Origin of the sequence: Streptomyces sp. GbtcB7 (assembly GCF_019091445.1) — a bacterium.
GTDB lineage: Bacteria > Actinomycetota > Actinomycetes > Streptomycetales > Streptomycetaceae > Streptomyces > Streptomyces mirabilis.
On the sequence record NZ_JAGXJM010000022.1, the window covers coordinates 98,052 to 117,964 of the forward strand.

Genomic DNA, 19,913 nt, shown 5'->3' on the forward strand with positions numbered 1-19,913 from the left:
AAGGGATCAGCGTGGTGAAGGTGGGCAATCTCCGCCCTTGCCGGGGCGAGTTGCCGTTGAGCGTTCGGCGTCCGGGAGTTAGCGCTCCCGGGCGCCGCCGCTGTACGCGGACCTACATGTCTGGTCGGTACCTGCCGTGCTCCTCACGTTCGTGGGCCCGGGCGGGGTACCTGGGGGACGACGAACATACGCACGACACTGCGTCAAGATCCAGAGTTGGTTCTTAAACTCTGTACTAGTTGCAGAGCGTGACGCGATGGCCGGGCCTCGTGATCGCCACAAGGCGTGGCCGTAGCCACGCGAAGCCTCCGAACGGCCGTAGCTGCAGTCGCCCAGAGTGCTTGGAATGCGGCAGCGCGCCTGATTCTCGGCAGGCTCACGAAAGTCGCATCGCGCAGGGGGGCGCGTGCGTCGGCCTTCCGTGGACGCCCATCGAAAGCCGGGCTGGCTTCCGTTTCTGTGCCGGAAATTTTCCCCAGAACGGCTCGGGCTTGAGCTTTCTCAGAGGCTTCGAGAGGCAGGGCTCGTGTATGAAGGGGGCGTGAAATGTGCTGCGAGCGGGTCTCCCATCGCTCTATTGAACCGATTACGCATGTAAATACATGACTCATGAGAGCAGGCTTCCCAAACCAACCGAGGAGTGCTGGCGGTGGAGAACTTGTCATATCCGGGGCACGCCAGTCAACACCAGTCAACGGTGGCGTACGGTGGTGGTGTCGCAAGGGTCGGATATAGGGGAAGTTGATCATGAGTGGCTTGCCGGGGCGAGTGTCTGCCGATGAAGGGGCCGTGTTCCGCGAACGGCTGAACTGGCTGTTCGAGCACGTTCACCCTCCGCGGCGAGGGGTCTACAGCAACAAGGAAGTAGCCGCACGGATTGCCGGTTTCGGAGGCTCGCTCTCCGACTCCTATATCTCGCTGCTGCGCACCGGGAAGCGAGTCAACCCGTCCACGGAGACCAAGGCGTGGCTAGCCCGGGCGTTCGGATTCCCGCGCGACTTCTTCGATGACGACGACCTGGCAATCGAGGCGATGCACCAGTTTGCTGCGGTCAAGTCGAAGCAGGCCGGGATCGAGAGCGTCCTCTACCGAATGATCGGGCTATCCGAAGACGGATTTGCCCAAGTCCTGAAGGAAGTTGACAGGGTGAGAGAACTCGAAGGGCTCCCCCCAGAGCCAGAGTGACACCATGTCAAATAGACTCAGAAGAACGAGAAACAGAGAGAACTATGTGGTCGTCTCCTCGCCAACAGTCGAGTCTCTTGGCGGAATTGAAACTCCCTCAGGTCGCAAGCGTCCGTGACCTCCGGCACGAAGTGACCCGCCGGACAGGGCGCGCGGTGCACATCGAGGCGGCCCAGACCGTTCCGGGGCGGCGCTGCGGCGTCACGTACGTCACCCGCAGCGCCTTCTACGTCTTCTTCGACCCGCGGACCAGCCGCGCCCACCAGGATCACGTCATCGGCCACGAGTTGGCCCATCTGTTTCTCGGCCACCACGAACGCGGTCAGGTGCCCGCAGCGGAGCCGCAGGACCTTGCCCCGCTGCTCGACCCAGACTTGGTCGAGATGATGCTCGGGCGCAGCAGCTACGAGGAGGCCGAGGAGCACGACGCCGAACTCCTCGCCTCCTACCTGTCCGGCCGCGTCATCGAGCACCGTCTGCGCACTGCGTCCCCGACGGGCGACGACATACAGGAGCGGGTCGCCCACACCCTTCTCAGCCGCAGAGGGAGCGACCGGTGAAAGACCTCTTGCATCCAATCAGCCTGACCGTGGCGCTGGTCGGCCTAACATTCCTGCTCCGTGACCTTCCCGCCCGGCGCAGGGACACTGCCTGGGCGGCGCTGACGGCCGTCTACCTGCTCTCGGCGCTCAGCTTCCTGTTCTCGATCAGCTCCATGTGGCGGGCCATCGACGACACCCTCGGCACACGGAACCTTGCCGTGCCGCTGGCCATGAGCTGCGTGGTGGCACTGCTGGCTTGCCAACAGGTTGTCCTCAGCCACTGGGGGTCACCCGCCGACCGGGCACAGCGCATGTCGCGGTACTGGCTCGGCTCCGGCGCCGCCGTCATCAGCGGGTTGTTCGTGCTCTTCTTCCTGCTGACACCAGCCGTCCAGCGGCCGACGGACTTCACCCTCTACTACGCGCACGACCACCTCTACGCGACCTACCTGACCCTCTACATCAGCGCCTACACCTTCGCCGAGCTCTACCTGACCATGGCGTGCTGGCGCCTGGCCAGCCGCAGCCCCCGCACGGCCGTCCGTATCGGCCTGAGGATCGTCTCCGTCGGCGCGGCCGTCACCCTCGGCTACAGCGCCGTCCGCATCGGCGACGTGATCGCCGCCGCCCTGGGAACCTCACTGGCCGGCTGGGAAGACTTCGCCTGGATCTGCGGCGACATCGGCACCATCCTCACCCTCGTCGGCTGGCTTGTCCCCACCCTCACCGCCCAAGTGCAGCGCACCGCCTACTGGATCGGCCTGCGACGGGCCCACCGCCAACTGCACCCGCTGTGGCTCGCTTTCTACCGGGCCGTACCCGAGATCGTCCTCACCCCCAACGACTCCACTGCCACAGGCCGCCCACCCACACAAGGCATTTCCTTCCAGGTCTACCGCCGCGTCGTGGAGATCCGCGACGGACAGACAGCTGTCCGCCCCTACCTCGACCATGACGTACGCGAGGACAGCGAGCGGCGGCACCGAGCCGTCGGCCTCTCGGGAGACGAACTTCACGCGGCCATCACCGCTGACCAGATCCGCGCCGCCCTCTCCGCCCACACACAGGGCACGCCACCGGCCCGATCTACTGACTTCGCCGACCAGAACGTGGAATCCTCCCACCCCATCGAGGACCTCACCGTCCTGAGTGCTGTCGCCCGGCACTTCGCCCGGCACGAGCGCCCCACAGCCCGCGAGGATGTTCTCCGGTGACCACGGACTGCACAGCCCTCCCGGCTCACGCCCGGCTCAGCGCTCTGAACCGGCGTCTCATCTCCAGCCGCGAACTGCTTGACCTCCACCATCAGCGGATCCAGGCCAACACCCTCAACGCCGTCGTCACCCTGGACATCGACGAGGCCCGGCAGGCAGCCGGCGCCTCAGACGACCGCCGTGCACGGGGCCAGTCCGTCGGCCACGTCGACGGGCTGCCGCTCACAATCAAAGACTCCTTCGAAACCGTCGGACTGCGTACCACCTGCGGGGCCGAAGAACTGTGCCACCACATCCCCGCACGCGACGCCGACGCGGTCGCACGGCTCCGCCACGCCGGAGCCGTGATCATGGGCAAGAGCAACGTCCCCGCCTACTGCCAGGACCTCCATACCGACAACACTCTCTTCGGCGCCATCCGCAACCCGCACGATCCCACCCGTACCCCCGGCGGCTCCTCCGGCGGAGCCGCAGCAGCCGTCGCCGCCGCACTGACCACCCTCGAACTCGGCAGCGAGCTCGCGGGCTCCCTACGCCTGCGGGGTGTCGCCCTGGGCGCCACCATTACCCTCGGGTACAGCGAGGTGCGCATCGGCGGCGTCATCGCCGATGCCTTCGACACCTCCCTCGCCGAGTGGGAGAACTTCGCGTGGACGTGCGGCGACGTCGGCGCCATGCTCACCCTGATCGGCTGGCTGGTGCCCACGATCACCGACCAGGCTCGGAACGTCCAGTACCGGATCAAGCAGTACCGCAGCTACCGGGGTCTGCGCCCCCTGTGGCTGGCCTTCTACAGCGAGGCGTCTGAGATCGCTTTGCCGATCGACCGGGCCGACCCCGCCCAGCGGCGCCGTTTCCGCGGCATCGGGCTCAAGCTCTACCGGCGGGTGGTCGAGATCCACGACGGCCGCTTCGTGATCCGTCAGTACCTCGACGCAGGGGTCCGAGAACGAAGCGAAGCCCACCGCCGGGCGAAAGGTCTCCACGGTGAAGAGCTGAACGCGGCCGTCACCGCCGACCAGGTCCTCGCCGGCATCGCCGCCCGCGCGGGAGGCAACCATTCCGACCCCGCCCGGCTCGCCGACTTTGCCGACGCCGACCGGCAGGCCAGTCGGCCAATGGGTGACATCGACGCCCTCCTCGCCGTCGCCCGGCACCTGCCTCGCGAACCTGCCCGCACCCCCCACCCCGAGCGAGCTTCCGCATGACCGACCTGATTCTCCAGCCCGCGCACGCCCAGCTCCGCGCTCTCGACAGCCGTGAGATCTCCAGCCGCGAACTGCTCGATCTTCACCTCGACCGGATCGACGCAAGCACCATCAACGCCGTCGTCACCCGGGACGACGACGCGGCTCGGCACGCTGCCCACACCGCCGACGAACGCCGCGCCCGCGGGCAGAAGACCGGAGCCCTCGACGGCCTCCCCTTGACCATCAAGGACAGCTTCGAGACGGTCGGACTGCGCACCACCAGCGGCGCCGAGGAGCTTCAGCACCACGTTCCCGATCGGGATGCCGACGCGGTCGCACGGCTCCGCCACCAGGGGGTGGTGATCATGGGCAAGACCAACACCCCCACGTACTGCCAGGACCTCCACACCGACAACGCACTCTTCGGGGCGACCCTCAACCCTCACGACCCGGCCCGGACGGTCGGCGGCTCCTCCGGCGGCCCCGCCGCAGCGGTCGCCGCCCACCTGACCCCCGCCGATCTCGGCAGCGATCTCGCCGGCTCACTCCGCCTGCCGGCCCACTACTGCGGGGTATACGGCCTGCGCCCCACCCACGGACTCGTCCCCGCCCGCGGCCACGTTCCCCGGCCGCCGGTCTGGCTCACCAGTGCCGACATGGTCACCCCGGGCCCCCTGGCCCGCCACCCCCGAGACCTCGACCTACTACTCAGCGCGCTGACCACCCCGGCACCAGCCGAGAGCACGCCATGGCGCGTGAACCTGCCAACGGCCAGCCAGAACGTGGAACGGCTGCGCATTGCGATCTGGGCCGAGGACCCGAACTGCCCCGTCGACCAGGAAACCGCCCAAGCCCTCAGCACCGTCGAGGAAGCGCTGACCGCAGCTGGAACCCTGGTCCGCCACGCCCCCGGACCTGTTCGCTTCGCAGACTCCACGTGCCTGTTCGAACAGCTGCTGCACGCCACCGCCACGGCCACCACCGACGACAAAACCGCTGCCGCTGAACTCGCCGCCGCGCGACAACTGCACGACGACGACTCCAGCCCCCGCGCGACCTTCCTCCGACACCGGACCCAAACCCACCGCTCCTGGCTGCGCGCGAACGAAGAACGCGCCCGACTCCGATCGGCCTGGCAGCGGTTCTTCACGGAACACGACATCCTCGTCACACCAGCCGCACCCACCGCCGCCATCCTCGCAGGCAGCCGCGTCCTTGCAGTCGACGGCCAGGAGCGGAACTTCTTCGACCAGACCGGCTGGGCCAACCTCACCAGCCACATCGGCCTCCCCAGCCTGGTCGTACCAGTGACCACAACCGCCCAGGGCCTGCCTCTTGGCATCCAGATCATCGGCCCGCCATACGCGGACCGCGTTCTGCTGACGGTGGCGGACGAGCTGGAACCCGTGCTTCGGGCGGCCGACTGAGGACGTCGCCTTCGCCCCAAGGCCTATTAGATGGGTGGCACTGACCCTTGGTCGGCTTTACGACATCGGGCTGCACAGTCCCTTCGCCGTCAATGACTGTCTGAGGACTATCTCACCGGTATCCAGAGCGCTTGCGAGGTCGCGGTGTAGCACGTCCGGTAGCACGCCTGAGTCGAGAGCACAGCTCCGGAGTAGATCCTCACACTCCTGCCGTTGTGCGTCCCTCCCGAGTACGCCGAAGAGAGGGTGGGCCAGAACCTCGCGGGCTGTGTATCCATTGCGTGCCTCCGTCGTCCGCCGAACGATGTCGTCAGCGAGGAGACGAGCTTCAGGGCGTTGAGCTGATCCGACCACGTCCAGGACCGTGAGACCGAGTCGGACGTCGAAGACAGTAGTACCGGCCTTCCCGTCGTAGTTCAGATAGGTGTTCGTCAGACACGCCACCGAGTCGCTGGCTGGTTGCTGCGCGTCGCGGCGGCATAGAGCCGTCAGGCACGCGGTGACAGCCTGCTCCCATGGCTCACCCGGTGCCGTATCGGAGAGCAGTTCGTCAGCGCGGCTGGTCTGGCCGGCGGTGAGAGCTGCGATGACGGCGACCTGGCGGCCGTCCAACATCCTGGTGCCCACGCCCCGGTGCCGTTCGATATGAGCCAGTGCCTCGTCCCATCGCCCCGTGGTGGTGAGGGTCCGTGTGCCGTCAGCGAGGAGCACGCGCCACAGCCAAGCCCGCACCCCTTGCCGGTCGTCAGCGGTGGCGGTGATGTCGGCTGGAACGGTGATGCCTTCGAAGGACACAGGGGTGGCGGTCCCGACGGCCTCGTACAAGTCCAGTAGTCGCTGGCGCCCTTCGTCGGTTCGGCCGGCGCGGATCTGCAAGCGGGCGAGGTTGACCAGGGGCTCCAGCCCACGGATGGCGCTCATGGCGGGTAGAGGGCAGGCGCGCATGTAGGCGGCGGCGTGCCGATGGCAGATCGATCGGGCGAGATCCGGAAGATCGAGATCCGAAGCGACGAGCGCCGCCTGGTTGAAAACGGTGGAGGCCAATCCCTGGTCGCTCCCTTCAGCGGCTCTGGCTGCCAACTCGGTGAGGGAGCGCACGCGGTCGGGCAGTGGCAGGCAGGCGGGGCGGAAGCGGGCAATTAGTGGGAAACGTCTTGCTGTCGGGCCGTTCGGATCCATGGTCTCTCCGGGCGACGTTGGCACGGTGGTGGGTGAACGCGCGGGGCGGTACCGGTCGGAGTGGCCGAGTGGCACCGCCCCTCGTTCATCGGCGGTCGTCTGTACGGGGCGTTGTCACCGCCAGTCGACGACCATGCGGTTGAGCGGGGTGCCGAGGGCGAAGAGTCCGGGGCGCTGGTCGGTCACCGGGGCGTCGAGGGGTTGGATCTCGAAGGTGGCCTCGCGACCGCGGTACTCGCGGTCCCAGGTGCGGATCACTTCGGCGACCTTCGCGGCCAGCTTGTCGCTGCCGGGGCCGTGGCTGATGACGCCGAACTCCCAGAGCTTGCCGCCCTCGGGGGTCTTCGTGTCCGACAGGCGGCGGGCGAGGTAGGTGATGGCGCCCTGGTCGACGGCCGCGGTGGAGGAGGGGTAGGGGTCCTCGGTGAGGACGGTGCCCTTCGCTTCCTTCGGGAACAGCATCCTGATCAGACCGCTGGGCAGGGAGCAGGAGACGAACAGCTCCATCCACTCGGGTGACTCCATGGCCCGGACCGTCATCCCGGTCCATTCCTCGGTGCGCGGCTGCTCCAGCACGCCGGCCAGCGCGTCGGCGTCGAAGTGCTGTCCGGCAGGGGCCTGGAGGCGTACGGTGCCGTCCGCGCTGAGGGGGATGACCCGGCGGTCGTCGTCGGCGATTCCCCGGCGCAGCGGCATGAAGGTGTTCATCTTGCTGCTGACGCTCGTCCAGCGTCCGTCGCGCTGTTCGTAGGCGATGGACCGGGACACGCTGCCTTTGAGGCGCTGGGGCACGACGAGCCGTCCGCCGGGGGCGAGTTGCTGCATCCAGGCGTGCGGGACTCCGTGTGCGCCGACGGTGGCGATGATCCGGTCGTATGGCGCTCCCTCGGCGTGGCCGACGGCGCCGTCATGGGTCAGGACCTGAACGTTGGTGACCCCGGCCGCGTCGAGGTGTGCGCGGGCTCCTTCCACGAGGTCGTCGTCCACGTCGATGGTGGTGACGTGACCGCTCTTGCCGACCAGGTGGGCGAGCAGGCCCGCGTTGTAGCCGGTGCCGGCGCCGAGTTCGAGAACGCGCTCGCCGGGCTGGGCTTCCAGCTGGTCGAGCATGAGCGCGACGACTCCGGGCTGGGAGGCGCAGGAGATCGCCGAGCCATCCGTGTCGTACTTGATATTGACCGGCGCGTCGGCGTAGGCGTCTTCGAGAGAGGCGTCGGGCACGAACAGGTGCCGGGGGACGGTGCGCAGCGCGGATTCAACGGCGGCGACGCGCGCGTTTCCAGTTGCGCGTACCTGGTCGACCAGGGCGTTGCGGAGCCGGGTGGCCTCGGCGTCGGAGGTGGTGATCGTGGCGGTGTTCACCTCCTCGACGCTAGTGGTTTCGGACGTGGCCCCGGCGGGCGACGCGGTGTTGTCACTCGATCCCATGACTGCCTCTCTTGCGATGGTGAACATGGCGCTCTGGTCTCCGGACGGGAGACCTGCGCGGTTGGCGTGGAAGATCAGGTGGTGTGCGACGACGGCTCGCAGCCCGCGCGTAAGACGCCCGCCGATGGCAAGCCGGGCAAGGGTTGTCCCGGTCTCCTCGAAGGCGGCGACCCAATCGGCTTGCCCTTCGAGCGATCCTCCAGGAAGGCACAGACTGTGGGCATCGGCCGTCATCAGCTTCTGCATCGCCGCAGTCAAAACGGTGGCCCGTTCGGGAGTAGCCGGTTGGGCGGCGGGGCGGAACACGCAGGCTTTCGCCCATACGTCCCCTTGCTCGAACCAGTCGAGCCTGGCGGCCCTCATCAGTGTGCTGATGAGGAGTACAACGGTCTCCCGGCGGCCCAGCCGACCAGGGCCGGGCTGGTACCTCAGCAGATGATGGCTGTCGTGATGGAACAGGTCGTGGGCGGTGTCCATTGCCTGTGGACCGCCGAAGGCGTCGGTCTCCGGTTCGTAGAGTTCACGTACGAACGCCGTCGCCGTGCCGTCGTTGACGAGGTCGTTCAGCAGCAACTCGACGAGCGGGGACGGTTCGGGGGCGCGGTATCGCAGCCGCCAGGGCTGCTTGTTCATGAACCACCAGTCGGTGAGCTGACCGTCTTCCTCGGCCGCGCGCAGAATGGGGCCGAGGCGTTCGGCGACGGCGCGCTTGCCGGTCTCGCGATCGGTGAAGGTGATGTTGTGCTGGTGCCAAGGGTCCGGGTGCACGGCGGTGGTCCTTCGGTGGGTGGGTCAAGCGATGAGCAGGCAGGCGTCCCAGGAGGTTTGGGGCGGGGCTCCGGTCGCGGGGACCAGGAGTGCCAGAGCGACCCCGGCGGCGCCGTTCAGGAAGCCGGGCTCCGCTTCCTTGTTGTGGACGATTGCCGTGGCGGCATCGTCCGGATCCGTGCCCGGGGGACAGAGGACGGTCAGGAGGGCTGGGATCGCCGCGCGCAGCTGACCTGCGGTCGAGGGGTCTGCGTCGTCGGAGGTCCGGGCGGCGATGTGGGCGAGGCCGGCGAAACCGTGGCAGAGGCCGTTGTCCGCGGTGGCGCTGAGCTGCGCGGAGTCGGTGAGGGCAGCCACGAGCGCGTTCTCGGCTTCGATCTGACGGCCGGTGTCGCCGAGGGCGAGGGCAGCGAGTTGCTGGGCGCGGGCCAGTCCCGCGGTGCCGTAACACCATGACGGCCGCCGTGGCGCCGACGGAGTGAGGAGTCCGGTGCGCAGTTCGGCTCGATTGACCCAGTAGGGCCAGACGCGGCCACGGCTCGTTTCGTCCTGCCACCGGTCCAGCCAGGCCAGGATCGTCCGCAGGGCTTGATGATGATGACCGACGAGGGTGCCGCGACGGGCGGCGAGCGCAAGGAGCGCGAGTGCCCCGCCGATCCCGTGCGCCATACCGGCGTTGCCGTGTCCGTCCGGGAACCGGCTGTCCGGTCGGCCCGAGGGGCCGGTCGGTGTCCACCAGCCGGGCAGGACCTCGCCGTGGTGAGTGACCGGTGCGGTGAGGCGTACGCAGTAGTCGAGGATGGCGCGTACTTCGTCACCGGTGGGGTCGCGGCGCAGGAAGTAGGCTCCGTATCCGGTCAGGCCCCGGATCGTGTCGAACTCGGCCAGTTCCGGCAGTTGACCGGCGTCCATGCGGCGGTGCGCGGCATCCAACCGGCGGTGGACGTCTGCGGCCAGTTGGCGGTCGACCAGGCCCAGGGCGCGCTGGTAGGCGCCGGGCGTGTGGTCGGCGGCACAGGCCATGGCGTGCGCGAGGGCGGGCACTCCGTAGAAGGGGTGGCTGTCGGAACCGCTGGTGAACGGGGAACGTACGGCTGCACCGAGCCAGTCGTGGGCGCGCTGCCACGGACCCAGACCGAACGCGGCCCGCTCGATGTGGAGTAGCGCGACGCCGGTCGGACCGTACGCGAGATGCTGGCGAACGGATGTGCCATCTGGCCCCGGTAGTTCCGTAGCAGGGCGGGCCAGCAGATCGGCGACGGCCTCCGTCACCTTGAGCGTGATGGGGTCGTTCACCGTGGCCTCCGGGACATCCACGCCATGGCGACGGCGCGCGTGACGTACAGGCAGGCCGCTTCCTCGGGGAAGTCGACCGCGACGTGGCGGACGAAGTGGACGTGCAGCAGAGAGGAGAGGACATCGTCCTCCACGATGCCCTGGGCGTCCGGGCCCGGGACCTGGGCTCGGTAGGCCACCAGCCCTGCGTGCCGGTCGGCCCACGCCTCCACGATGGCCTGCCCCCCGGGCACACCGCGCAGGGCCGCCCAGTCGCCGGACGGGTCGGACAGCCGTACTGCTTCCGTCAGTTGAGCGCGGGGGACCGGTGCGGGTGCGGTGCGGGGAATGTGGTCGATCAGCCAGCGCATGCCGGCCTCGGTGCTGCCGAGGAACGCGATGGTGATGGCGATGCTGTGTGCGGCCACCAGCGTGCGCTGGTTCGAACGCCGAGGCTGGCGAAGCTGAGCGACGACGGCGCGCGAGTCCGCGCGGAACACTTCCTCGGCTGCGTCCCAGGCCGCTCCGGAGCCCCAACGGCCCATCTCGCGGTACGAGGTGGGATAGCGCAGATCCGACAGCAGCCCCTTGGTGCGCAGTTCGTCGGCCCAGGTGCTGATCGTACGGACGGTCTCGGTGAAGGCGGTGGAATCGGGCAGGGCGATACGCACTCGTAGATGCTGGTCGGGATCCCGGAAGCGGATGAACCACCAGGGCGGAGAGCCGAGTTGGGCCATCAGGCCGGGGATGTGATCGGCAAGGAGGAGGTCCTGGCGCCGTACGTCTCCGTAGAGGGTGGCCAGCAGCAGGGACGAGATGCCTGGAGTCTGGATCTGCGCCGGTGAGAGGGCACGGTCCGGGGTGGGGGCCGGCAAGCGCGGCCATGCTGGAGGTTGCGTCGCTTTGAGCGGTACGACCACCTCATGGGCACGGCCGCCACACCAGTCGTAAGCGCCGTGCGGTGGGGCTTCGATGAGGAGGGTCGGGCGGGGACGGTTCAGGTGGTGGCGCAGGAGGGTGCGGTGGCCGGCGTGGTCGAGGTCGAGGAGCAGTTGACGGTCGTCCTCGGTCAGGAACACGCGGTGCGGCATCCGCCGTCGGATCCGCCAGTCGTCGAGCGCCACGTCCCATTCGGCCTGGGGGCGGTCGCGGCCTGGGAGTTCCGCGGGCTCCAGCCGCCACCGCGCGGGGGCGAGCACGATACGCCCGTAGCGCAGCCGGGGCAGGAACGGCATGGCCGTGGCCGCGCCCCAGTCGAACAGAGTGACCTGGGCGCACTGAGCGCGGGACAACTCGGTGAGGAATCGGACGAGCGGCGGGGTATGCGTGGCGAGGTTCAACGCGTGCATGCCCACGGCTTCGACCCGGTGCCCGCGCTGGGGGACGGCCAGGTACATGCGGCGGCCGTCGCACGCCACCGCCAGGTCGTCGGGCGTGAGGACGACTCCGTCGGGGGCGCGGTGTTCCTGGACGCTGATCACGGTGGGCAGGATCTGCGGGGTGCGGGTGACATGGGTGCTCGTGGGCAAGAGCGGGGGAAAGGACAGCTGGGCAGGGACGGTCCCGGTGTCCGCCGCCGGTAGGTCGACCAGCTCCGTGTTCAGGGCGGCACGGTCCTGGGCGGCCAGCACGCTGAGGAACCTGCCCGAGATGACGCCGCCGCCTCGGGACACGCTCACGATCTCCACCCGAAACCGCCCGCTCTGCAAGTCGTCGGTGCTGGCGGCGTGTACGCGGACACCGATCTCCAGGTGCGGCGGCACCCTTGGGCGCTCGGGGCCGATGTCCATCGCGGCGATCAGGTCCTCGGTGAGGAGCACTTCGTCGCGGCCGTCGATGGCGGCGGCCTGGGCCAGCCCGACCAAGGTGTCGTCCCGTACGGATGTCCGTCGGCGACGCACGTCTGCGGATGTGCCCGGGTATCCATCGGGGAAACCGGTGCCGCTGTCTGCGACGACTTCCTTGAGGGGCACCATGGTGCCGATGCCGTACCGCTCGTAGAACCGTCGCTGGTACGCCTTCCAGGCGGCGGTCCCGTACGGGAGGGTGCTGACCCGGGTCAGCGCCCAGGCAGCACGCTCGATCTCGCGGGCCACCGCCTCAGGCAGCTCGACTTGGGCATCCAGACGGAGATCGAGAGCGAGCGGGTGGCGGCGAACACCTGGAACCAGGGCCCGCATCCGCGCCGCCGTGCCGGCCCGGCCACTGCGGGAGTCACATCCACGCAAGTCGGCCTGCACCGAACGGAGTTCGCCGATGGTGGCGGCGACCGGTGCCACGGAGTCGGCGTGCACGGTGTCGAGGCTGCTCAGCAGGTAGGTCAGCGCGTCGGTCTCGGTGCTCGGCGCGTGCAGGCTGGAGATCAGTACCTGGTGCCGCATCAGATCCTGCACGAGCCGGAGCGCCTTCTCCGGCCCTGCGTGGGGGAACTCGGAGACCAGCTTGTCGGCCAGATCGCCTGCGCGGATCGGTGATCGGGCGGCATCCAGGACCATGCGCACCGGCGCGGACAATCCGATGGACGCCTCGACAGCGTGCCGCGGGCCATCGTGGATGTCGGGCTTGTACGGCACAACGAGCCGATCGCCGCGTTCCGCGACGACGTTGTTCAGGACCACCGGTAGACGCCCAAGTAGTTCCGGACACGACTCCAGTTGCTCAATGACGGCCGCCAGCCATTCTGCGCTCGCCCGGCCGATCGCCACATGATCCGAACCCCACACCGTGGCTGCTCGTGGCCCGAGAGCCGCTGTGGTCACACCGGCGAACAAGCCGAAGGGAGTCGCCCGATGCTCGGCACGCAGCAGATAACGGGCCACGGAAACGACCGCGCGATGCACATCCCGCGAGGCCGGACAACCGGATGAGCACAGGGTCCGAACCCGGGACGCGAGTACAGGGCTGGCGTGTTCCAAAGCCTCGACGAGGTCCTCGTGAGACCACACATCCCGCAGCCACGCGAGCCGGGAAGCCGCGCCGTGGGGTGAAGGGTCATCAAGGTCAGGACACGGAGAAGCGGGAAGCTCCGGCCAGGCAACTGCACGGACAAGAGCGGTCTTACCGGCGCGGTAGCCAGTGCTCGAAGCCATCACAACCTCCGTGATCCAGACGGGGCGGCCGGTGCCCGCGCGATGCGAGTTGCGAGGCACCGGCCTGTATTGACGTGTTCTTGGGTCAGGCCACGTTGGTGGTGCAGGCGCCGCAGGTCGAACCGCAGCCGTCGTCCGTGGCGTTGATCAGGCCGGCGACGTCCGCGACCTCGACCAGGGTGACGTCGAGGTCAAAGTCGTCCGTCGTCCCGGCGCTCGGTGGGAGCGCCTTCGTGCTGGGCTGAATCTGGGGACTCATGTCAACTCCAGGTACTGGAAGGTGAGTTGCGGATAGTGGTTCTGCCGGGCGCCTGCTCGCTGAGCGAATTGAGGCGTCGAGTGGTGATTCCCGGCCACCGACCCGAGGTGCCATGCCCCGATCTTGGAGTGGATCTGGGCCGCCTTTCCCTGGGCTGGTGTCTTGCGCCGCCCTCTGGAATCGGGCTCGGAGGGAGCGAAACCAGAGGGCGACTGTCTGTCAGGCTCTGCTGGCGCCGGTGCCGTTCTTCTCAGCGCTGGTCAGCAGGCTGCGGGCTGAGGAATGGACGACCGTGCCCCTCTGCCGGGTACCGCTGAGGATTCCCCGTTGCCTCAGCGGCCTGAGCGCGGACTTGAGCGTGCCTTCGGTGGTGCCGAATTCCTCGGTGAGCGCCTTGGTGCCGGGGATCCTGCTGCCTTCCGGATAGGTGCCGTCCTTGATCCGCGCTATGACCACATCACGGATGTGCGGGGACTGGGTTCTCGGCAGGGTCCAGGTCTGTATCTGGCCCGATTGCCTGCGCACCTGGAGGGTGGGGCCGGCGGGCGGGGCGTCGGGGTCCATAACCACAGTGCCGAGAGCGGAGATGCCGAGGGTGAGTCCCGCATGGGCGAGCCGGGCCAGAGCCCGTCGTACGGAGTCGTCGAGGACACCGAGTTCCACGCACAACCGGTCCCGTGAGGGGAGCACGTCCCCAACCCGGTAGATGCCGTCGGCTATACGGGTCCGCAGGACCGTTTCCACCCGATGGGCCTCGCTCCCTTCGTCCAGGCCTTCTCCGAGGTCGACGAGGCGGTGCACGAGCCCGGAGGGGCAGCCCAGGAAGGCGGCGATGCCGAGCATGGATCCTCCCGCGCGGTGGGCGGCGGCGACCGCGTTGGCGTACCGCTCACGGTCGTCGTGGGTGAACCGCACGCCTGGTGTGTAGACGGGCAGTTCTATGAGGTGCTGCTGCCAGGGCGGGGCGTCGCTCGCGTGCGGGCGTCGGCGCTCTTTGGCACGGGCGTCGGCGCCCATCTGATTGACGGGTCCCGCGTAGGGTTCGCCGCTGGTCACGGTGGTCTCCATCGGGTGGGTGCTGGATGGGGGGAGTACCGGTCCTGTGTCGCTGTGCCCCAACACGGCGGCACAGGACCGGAAGCCGGCCCGTCGTTCCCTGAATCACCGACGGTCCAGGGAACGACGGGCCGTGCCCTCGTCGTCGAGCGGGGTGTCAGGACATTGCTCGACGACGAGGTGTTGAACCCGCGCGTGGCATTCCGGTTTCACGGCGCTGCCGCGCGCGGCAGCTTTCAGACGACCGTGGATCTAGACCGTTCCTGGGCGTGCGGAATACCTACGGTGGCTTCGTCCGCCTCGGTGGAAGGAGGTTCCTGACCAGAGGGTTCGGCGGCGTTCACCCGGGCGGCCGACGTGTTGACGGACGGAGAGCGGGTCCTGTCAGGAAGGAGACGGTCAGGGGTGAAGAGGTAGTCCGCAGCTGCTCTGCGGAACGTCTGGCCGAGCCCGGAGGACGTCTTCATGCCACTCCCTCCGTAAGGAAGGCGGCGAAGCCGTCGGCGTCGTACACAGCGAGCTGGCTCCACGGATCAGCGGCGGCACCAAAGCGCGCGATCTGCTGCGTCATGTCGAACAGCAGACACAACACGGTGGCCGTGATGCGATCCCACCGGTCGCCCGGCGAGGGGAACGGCAGCCGGGATCGTGGACGCGCGGGGACCGCCTTACCCAGGGGTGTGGCGGTCTGAGTTGGGCCGGGGCTGCTGCACGTGCCGTCAAGAGCGGCGGAGTGGGACTGGGGCACCGAACGTCCTGTTCAGGAGTGGTCTGGGCTGAATGGAGGTTGGGGCCGGGTGTGGTTCCCCTCGGGCATTGACGGCCGAGGGGAACCACACCCGGCAGATCATGCGGATCTCAGGGATGCGAATCGGGCCGTCCAGGCAGCCGGGTCGTCCGTCTCTTCAGTGGTAGGGACCAGGTCCGGGCTCGCCCAGACCTGGTTGAAGATGTCGAGACCGTGCTCGGCGATGATGTCGCCGACGCTGCCCCTCGCCCGGTCGAAGAAGTCGCGCGTCCCTAAACCCGGGACGGAACCCTGCAGGGCACGGAAGCGCGGGCTGGCGTGCGGGCTGAACTCATTCGTCACTACCGGGGCGCCGAGGATCTTGGTGGTGACCTGGTGGTCCGCCCAGTAGGCGTGACCCTCCAGCAAGAACTTGTAGTCGCGGTCCGCCGTACCACGGAGGTGTGGGAAAAGGGTGTCCTGGGCTTCCCAGATGCGGCCCTTCGTTGTCGTGTACTGCGTCAGGTGGGTTGCCTCGTGCGCGACGGTCTTATAGAGGAAGGGTTCGTCCTGGAGGTATCCGCCCTCCCGGAGCGACTTCGGCAGGACGACGATCTCCGGCTTCCCTGGTACGAGGGACGCGGAATGGGCCGCGATCAAAGGCCATTGCTGGCGCAGTGTCTTGCCGTTGGCCTTGATGGTGGCGTACGCCGTGCGCATGTCCGCCCACGGAGCGGAAAGTTCGGTGGCTTCGGTTCCCAACTGCCGCTTCAGCCTGCGGACGTGGGACTTGCGCCAGGCACGGGGACGCATCAGCCGGATGACCACGGAGTCGGGCAGAGGCAGCCCGGTGATGCTCTCGACCAGCGGTAACGTCTCGTCGGCAATGGCCTTCAAACGGTCCGCGAGCGGATCGAACCGGCGGCCGGCTTCGTTGCGTACGACAACAGATGGCATCGTGCTGCTTTCCTGAGAAGTATTCTAATTTGCTTCTATCTGGGCTCCCTGTTGCCGAGCCGGGAGGTGTGGCTCGGCAACAGGGAGCGGAACCCGTACGCGGCAATTCGATTGACGGGACTGCCACGCACGGGGGCTCATGCGGCGGCCAGCCGCTCGGACCACTCGATCTCTGCTTCCCCGAGAGCGGTCTTGGCGAGGTGGATCCGCTGGAACTCACCGGTCCCGGCGGGCGGATAGGTGTACTGGATGTCGCGGAAGAGGCGTTGGAGCAGGTAGTCACCGTCCAGGGCGCGGGCGCCGTGCAGTTCCATCGCGTCCCGCGCGGAAGCAGCGGCCAGTTCGTGGCCGGTGTGCTTCGCGCCGATCAGCTGGGAGTCACAGGGCAAACCGCGGTCGAGGAGGTGGACGGCCTGATAAGCGGAGCCCTGAGCGATTTGCAGACGGGCCTGCATGCCGCCGAGCCGGTCCCGCACGACAGGCAGTTCGGACAGGTGCCCGTCGTACCGGGGACGACTCCTCAGCCACTGGGCGGTGGTCTCGACGAGAGCTTCGTGGATGCCGAGACTGACCGCGGTGAGGTTAGGGCGGCCGTAGAGGATGCTGCTGCTCTGCGCGACGAACAGCCCCTGGCCGACGTCCCCAAGCACATTGGCCACAGGTATGCGAACACGGTCAAGGCGCAGATGACCGACGGTAAAGCCGTGCAGACCCAGACCTGGTCTGTGCCGCTGCCGGGTCAGTCCCTTGCGGTCGTGCTCGACCAGGAACGCGGTCAAAGCCTGGGAGGCGGAGACGCCGGGCGGCGCCGTACGGGCGACAACGACATGGAGACCGGCCAAGTGGCTGTTGCCGATGTGGACCTTGCTCCCAGTGATCACCCACCAGTTGCCGTCCCGCTCGGCGACCGTCTCGATCCCCCCGATATGACCGCCCGCCTGCGGCTCGGTCACCGCGATCGAGAAGAGCAGCGTCCCGCCCGCCGCTTGTGGGAGCCACTGCGTCTTCTGCTCGACGGTCCCCCAGAGCTGCACCGCGCCGGCCGGGATCAGGCTGGCTTGGAGCATGGCCGCCGTGGCTGCCGACACCACACCGGTCCGATGGATGAGCACCGTCCTGGCGACGTGCCCGGCCGCCATCCCGCCGTACTGCTCAGGGACTGTCACTCCGAACCAGCCCTGCTCGGCCATGAGTTGGGCGATCCTGCGCTCGACCTTGTGCGGCGAGGCCTCCATACGTTCCACGCGGGGCGCGATGAACTCGGCGGCGAAGGCATCTGCCTCGTGCCAGAGCCGGTAGTGGTCGGGGGTGAGGTAGGGGGTGAGTGCGGTGGGCGGGGTGGTGGACATGGTCGTCTCCCTCTCCCTGGTGGAGTCGCAAGGCGGCGTACGGCCGGGTCCCCGAGCGCGGGGCTGCCGAGTGGGGGGCGAGGCGGAACTCAGTGCGCCGGCGCGCCGCTGGTCAGGGCGTGCAGGATCTCGGCGCCGCTGGCCTTGACGGCGTCGAGGAGACGGCGGGCGTCGCTGAGGGCGCGGGCTTCGGGGTCGATGGTGCACACGGTGCCCAGCGCGATGCCGGTCTCCCCGTGGATCAGGGGTGAGCCGAAGTAGGAGCGGATCCCTACCGCGTCGGCGACGTAGTTGCCGGAGAAGCGGGGCGAAGCGTGGACATCGGGCAGGGGCAGCGCCTTCCTCCGCTCCATCACGGCGGGGCACCAGCCGTGATCGAGTCTCATGGTGCGGGGGACGATGAGGTGGCCGCTGTCCGGCGGCGGATTGTGCAGGCCGACGAACGTCTGCTCGCCCAGGAAGATGTTGACGAACCCGTAGAGCATGCCGGTCACCTCAGCAAGATGCCGGGCGAACTCGTCCATCAGCCGGTCGGGAGAGGTGGGGATGCCCAGGCTCCGGATCAGCTCATCGCGGGCCTGCTGCTCGGCGATCTTCCGAGCCTGGGCTGCGCTGATCTCCTGGCCCAGTTGGATCGTGCCGGGGTGCGGGACGATCGTCTCGGGCCGGACGCCAGGTTGGCGGCGGGCGGACCGGGACGGGAGCGGAACGTGGGTGGGATGTGTCATCAGGCATCCAGGTGGGTGAGGTCGGCGGGGGTGAGTTCGAGGGCGTGGTCGACGAGGCGCAGCAGGACCCGTGCGACCGACGACTTCACACGGGCATCGCAGGTCACGACCGGGGTGCCGGGCTTGAGCGCGAGGGCCTGGCGGACCGCGTCGATCGGATAGCGGTGAGCGCCGTCGAACTGGTTGACGCCCACGACGAACGGCAGCCGTGCGCGCTCGCAGAAGGCAATCGCCGGGAAGCTGCGGTCAAGGCGGCGGGTGTCGGCGAGGACGGCGACGCCCACGGCTCCGCGGGCCAGGTCGAACCAGAAGTCGACGAACCGGTCCTGGCCGGGCGTGCCGAACAGCATCAGTTCCACGGGGCCGTCGTCGCTGTCGACGCTGAGGCGGCCGAAGTCGAAGGCCACCGTGGTGGTCTCCTTCGCCTGTACGCCGTCCAAGTTGTCGGTGGAGGTGCCGGCCTGGGTCAATACCTCTTCAGTGGTCACCGGCTCGATTTCGCTGACCGCGCCGATGAAGGTGGTCTTGCCGACCCCGAAGCCCCCGGCCACCATGCACTTGAGCATGATCGGGGCGCCACCGTGCGCGGCGGCTGCATCTGGGCGAGACGAGCTGGCGGTATCAGCCAGCCATGCGGTCGAGACCGACACGGAGTTTCTCCAAGAGCTGTCGGGACGGGCGGTCCCCGAGTGGGTCGTCCGGGGCGGTAGCTGGCGTGTAGGCGTCGGTGTCGGTGACGGACAGTTCCAGGACCCGGGCGTCGACGAGATCCGAGATCAACACTCGGGTCGCGGCGAGCGGGAGACGGATGGTGCCCGCAAGTTCAGCCACCGACCGGCGCCGTTGCCGGCACAGGGACGTGATCTGCTGGTACTCCTCTGCGGCCAGGCTCACGCCGGGCCTGCCCCGCCCCGCCTCCAGTACGGTGTCCGGGCTCAGCAGATGGCGACCGCGGGTACGGCCGCCGGTCACGACGTAGGGCCGTACGAACGCGGCAGCCGCAGGGGCGGGGTGCGGCATGTGTCGGCTGGGGCTGGCCATCAGGCGGTACGGGCGGGCTCGACCATGTACTCGGCGAAACGGTCCACTAGCTGGCCCATCTCCCACCCGATCGTGCCCACGCTGGCCTGCGGTTCGGCGATCACTCCGAGCACAGTGTCGACCTTGCCCTGTTTGGTGCCCGGTTGGTTCGGGAAGGCCGCGCTGGTGCCGGCGATGCAGACGAGGATGATGCCGTCGGCACGCTCGATGAGTACCTGCTGGAGGGGGGCCTTGTGTCCCTCCGGGCCCGGGATGTTCTCGCTCAGGGAGGCCAGCGAGCCCAGGGTCGCGGCCCACTTGTGGGCATAGTCCCGGTGGATCCCGCTGTCCACCAGCGGCAACGCGTCCCGCGAGATCAGGAGCGCATGGCGGACACCAGGGACCTTCTCGACGAAGCCCCTTAGCTGGTCGGCCAGCTTCTGGCGTACATCGGCGGGGTTGGACGCGGCATCCGTCGCGTCGTGGGGCTGTGGCGTGTCGAGGGTCATGGGAATCGCTC

17 protein-coding genes are annotated in these 19,913 nt (G+C 68.4%); 5 read left to right on the forward strand and 12 right to left on the reverse strand.

What is annotated here, in order from left to right; all coding sequences use genetic code 11:
• Positions 1–747: 747 nt before the first annotated feature.
• The 5 genes from KVT44_RS32155 to KVT44_RS32175 all read left to right on the forward strand — a co-directional run bounded on the left by KVT44_RS32155 (position 748) and on the right by KVT44_RS32175 (position 5,558).
• The gene (locus KVT44_RS32155; protein WP_217570649.1) at positions 748–1,185 is read left to right on the forward strand and encodes an XRE family transcriptional regulator; all 438 of its coding nucleotides are present in this window, start codon (positions 748–750) and stop codon (positions 1,183–1,185) included.
• A 131-nt stretch (positions 1,186–1,316) separates the two neighbouring features.
• On the forward strand, positions 1,317–1,745 hold the full coding sequence (locus KVT44_RS32160; RefSeq protein ID WP_254650157.1) for a secondary metabolite protein: 429 nt from the start codon (positions 1,317–1,319) through the stop codon (positions 1,743–1,745).
• Complete coding sequence (locus KVT44_RS32165) at positions 1,742–2,941, forward strand: MAB_1171c family putative transporter (protein ID WP_217570651.1); 1,200 nt, start codon at positions 1,742–1,744, stop codon at positions 2,939–2,941. Before KVT44_RS32160 ends, KVT44_RS32165 begins: the two co-directional genes overlap by 4 nt.
• On the forward strand, positions 2,938–4,149 hold the full coding sequence (locus KVT44_RS32170; RefSeq protein ID WP_217570652.1) for an MAB_1171c family putative transporter: 1,212 nt from the start codon (positions 2,938–2,940) through the stop codon (positions 4,147–4,149). Before KVT44_RS32165 ends, KVT44_RS32170 begins: the two co-directional genes overlap by 4 nt.
• Entirely contained in the window at positions 4,146–5,558 is a 1,413-nt protein-coding gene (locus KVT44_RS32175; RefSeq protein WP_217570654.1) for an amidase family protein, read from the forward strand. The genes KVT44_RS32170 and KVT44_RS32175 overlap by 4 nt, the downstream gene beginning before the upstream one ends.
• A gap of 57 nt (positions 5,559–5,615) precedes the next feature.
• Here KVT44_RS32175 and KVT44_RS32180 read toward each other — a convergent pair whose 3' ends face one another.
• From KVT44_RS32180 to KVT44_RS32235, 12 genes are all read right to left on the reverse strand, one after another.
• Positions 5,616–6,737: a hypothetical protein gene (locus tag KVT44_RS32180; RefSeq protein WP_217570657.1), complete on the reverse strand. Its 1,122-nt coding sequence runs from the start codon at positions 6,735–6,737 to the stop codon at positions 5,616–5,618.
• A gap of 114 nt (positions 6,738–6,851) precedes the next feature.
• Positions 6,852–8,933: a methyltransferase, FxLD system gene (gene fxlM, locus KVT44_RS32185; RefSeq protein ID WP_217570659.1), complete on the reverse strand. Its 2,082-nt coding sequence runs from the start codon at positions 8,931–8,933 to the stop codon at positions 6,852–6,854.
• A gap of 24 nt (positions 8,934–8,957) precedes the next feature.
• Positions 8,958–10,229: a lanthionine synthetase C family protein gene (locus KVT44_RS32190; RefSeq protein WP_217570661.1), complete on the reverse strand. Its 1,272-nt coding sequence runs from the start codon at positions 10,227–10,229 to the stop codon at positions 8,958–8,960.
• Complete coding sequence (locus KVT44_RS32195; RefSeq protein ID WP_217570663.1) at positions 10,226–13,297, reverse strand: lantibiotic dehydratase; 3,072 nt, start codon at positions 13,295–13,297, stop codon at positions 10,226–10,228. The genes KVT44_RS32190 and KVT44_RS32195 overlap by 4 nt, the downstream gene beginning before the upstream one ends.
• A gap of 85 nt (positions 13,298–13,382) precedes the next feature.
• On the reverse strand, positions 13,383–13,556 hold the full coding sequence (locus tag KVT44_RS32200; RefSeq protein WP_217570664.1) for an FxLD family lanthipeptide: 174 nt from the start codon (positions 13,554–13,556) through the stop codon (positions 13,383–13,385).
• A gap of 219 nt (positions 13,557–13,775) precedes the next feature.
• Complete coding sequence (locus KVT44_RS32205; protein ID WP_217570666.1) at positions 13,776–14,612, reverse strand: GntR family transcriptional regulator; 837 nt, start codon at positions 14,610–14,612, stop codon at positions 13,776–13,778.
• A gap of 847 nt (positions 14,613–15,459) precedes the next feature.
• Complete coding sequence (locus KVT44_RS32210; protein ID WP_217570668.1) at positions 15,460–16,296, reverse strand: zinc-dependent metalloprotease; 837 nt, start codon at positions 16,294–16,296, stop codon at positions 15,460–15,462.
• Positions 16,297–16,433: 137 nt separating this feature from the next.
• Positions 16,434–17,645, reverse strand: a complete 1,212-nt coding sequence (locus KVT44_RS32215) for an acyl-CoA dehydrogenase family protein (RefSeq protein ID WP_217570670.1) — start codon at positions 17,643–17,645, stop codon at positions 16,434–16,436.
• Between the two features lie 89 nt (positions 17,646–17,734).
• Positions 17,735–18,373, reverse strand: a complete 639-nt coding sequence (locus KVT44_RS32220) for a GAF domain-containing protein (protein ID WP_217570672.1) — start codon at positions 18,371–18,373, stop codon at positions 17,735–17,737.
• Positions 18,373–18,939, reverse strand: coding sequence for an ATP/GTP-binding protein (locus tag KVT44_RS32225; protein WP_217570674.1), 567 nt, complete (start codon positions 18,937–18,939; stop codon positions 18,373–18,375). The genes KVT44_RS32220 and KVT44_RS32225 overlap by 1 nt, the downstream gene beginning before the upstream one ends.
• 55 nt (positions 18,940–18,994) lie before the next feature.
• Positions 18,995–19,414: a DUF742 domain-containing protein gene (locus tag KVT44_RS32230; protein WP_254650158.1), complete on the reverse strand. Its 420-nt coding sequence runs from the start codon at positions 19,412–19,414 to the stop codon at positions 18,995–18,997.
• On the reverse strand, positions 19,414–19,902 hold the full coding sequence (locus KVT44_RS32235) for a roadblock/LC7 domain-containing protein (protein WP_254650159.1): 489 nt from the start codon (positions 19,900–19,902) through the stop codon (positions 19,414–19,416). Before KVT44_RS32235 ends, KVT44_RS32230 begins: the two co-directional genes overlap by 1 nt.
• Positions 19,903–19,913 lie beyond the last annotated feature (11 nt).